At 68.7% G+C, this 1,538-nt stretch carries 1 protein-coding gene and 2 pseudogenes; 2 read left to right on the top strand and 1 reads right to left on the bottom strand.

The genetic code is table 11. The features are described 5' to 3' along the window. Both RIN43_RS16230 and RIN43_RS16225 read left to right on the top strand, forming a co-directional pair. Positions 1 to 292: pseudogene (locus RIN43_RS16230) on the top strand (pyridoxal 5'-phosphate synthase glutaminase subunit PdxT); the annotation flags it as partial. Positions 293 to 323: 31 nt separating this feature from the next. Further along, positions 324 to 1,202, top strand: coding sequence for a DUF402 domain-containing protein (locus RIN43_RS16225; protein WP_309129959.1), 879 nt, complete (start codon positions 324 to 326; stop codon positions 1,200 to 1,202). A gap of 6 nt (positions 1,203 to 1,208) precedes the next feature. Here the strand turns inward: RIN43_RS16225 and RIN43_RS16220 are convergent. Continuing rightward, a pseudogene (locus RIN43_RS16220) lies at positions 1,209 to 1,538 on the bottom strand (aspartate aminotransferase family protein); the annotation flags it as partial.

The following is a 1,538-nucleotide window of genomic DNA, read 5'->3' as shown; positions in this document are numbered from 1 at the left end:
CGGCGGACTCGACGTCGTCGTGCGCCGAAACGCCTTCGGACGACAGACCGAGTCCTTCGAGGCCGATCTGAGCGTGCCCGCGCTCGGCGCCGAGCCGGTGCATGCCGCGTTCATCCGCGGCCCGGTGATCGAGAAGGTGGGCCGGCGCGCGACCGCGATGGCATCACTGCCCGGCGGCCGGGTCGTCGCCGTCGAACAGGGAAATCTGATCGGAATCAGCTTCCACCCCGAGATCACGGGGGAGCGCCGCTTCCACGAGCGCCTCCTCGATCGCGTCTCGTCTCGCACCTGACTGAGCAAGCACCCGGCGGTAGCGTGTCGATATGCGGTTGCCCATCGGATCCACAGACGTCAGCGCGAGCGGCGGAACAGCCACCTTGGCCGGCCGTCGAGGAGAACCGTGGCAGCGGTTGGCTTCGCAGCAGATGTCGCTGAGTCAGGCGGTCGCTGTGTTGCATGAGATGGACCAGGAGGCGTTCCATGCCGATCCGTCGTTTCGCGAGTCGCTGCCTGCGGGCAGCAGCGGGGCCGCGCGGTTCGCTCCCGGTCAGCAGATCCTGTGGCGGTATGGGCGGTTCATCGACACGGCGCGCGTGATTCGCGACGACGCACGGGGACTAGTGGTCTGGATTCCGTCCGGTTCGGCTCGGCTCGAGTCCATGCCCGCCGACGGCCGGCAGACACGCGATGTGCCCTTGGATGCGCGCTTCAGCGTTCCATGGGTTGTCCGCGAGTCGACCTGGCGAGGTCCAGGAATCGTACGCGTCGCCCCGACCGGCAGACCCTGGTCGGTCTGGTTCTTCCGCGACCCGGAGGGTTCGCCCGCAGGGGCCTACGTGAATCTCGAGCTGCCGCACCGACGGGTGGGCGGCGAGACGGGCGCGGTCTTCACTCGCGACCTCGTGCTGGACTTGTGGATCGATGCCGAACACGCAGGATCTGAGGACGTCTGGCTGAAGGATGGCGACGAACTCGGCGCCGCTGTCACGCAGGGCCGTTTCACGGAGGCGCAGGCGGATGCCGTCCGCGCTGTCGCTGATCACGCCGTCGATGAGCTCATCATGAACGGGTCCTGGCCCTTGAACGAGGGGTGGGCAGAGTGGTCACCTCGTCCGGCGATGGACGTGCCGCTTCGGCTGCCGGAGCACGACTCGGTCCAAGCCGCGCGCCGACGATCAGGACGGACGAGTCTCGAAGGCTGACCGGGGCTAGGCGCCGATCAGCTTCCGCACGGCCTCCACGGTGCGGTTGATGTCGTCGGCGGTGGTCACCCAAGACGACATCGAGCAGCGCAGCACCGCCCGGCCGCGCCACTCGGCCCCCGTGAACACGGCGGTGCCTTCCGCGAGTATCGCGTCGCCGAGCGCGCGAGTGGCGGCATCCGACGCGAGCCGCAGCATGACCTGCGTGTAGACGACGTCGTTGACGACCTCCACGCCGTCGATTCCAGAGAGTCCGTCGGCCATGGCGACGGCGTTCTGGTGCAGCCGGTCCAGCAACCCTGCCACGCCGTCGCGGCCGAGGCTTCTCAGCGCCGC

This window comes from Microbacterium sp. (assembly GCF_031178445.1).
Lineage (GTDB): Bacteria > Actinomycetota > Actinomycetes > Actinomycetales > Microbacteriaceae > Microbacterium.
The sequence above is the reverse complement of the archived record's forward strand: the minus strand, read 5'-3'. Positions and strand labels throughout refer to the sequence as shown.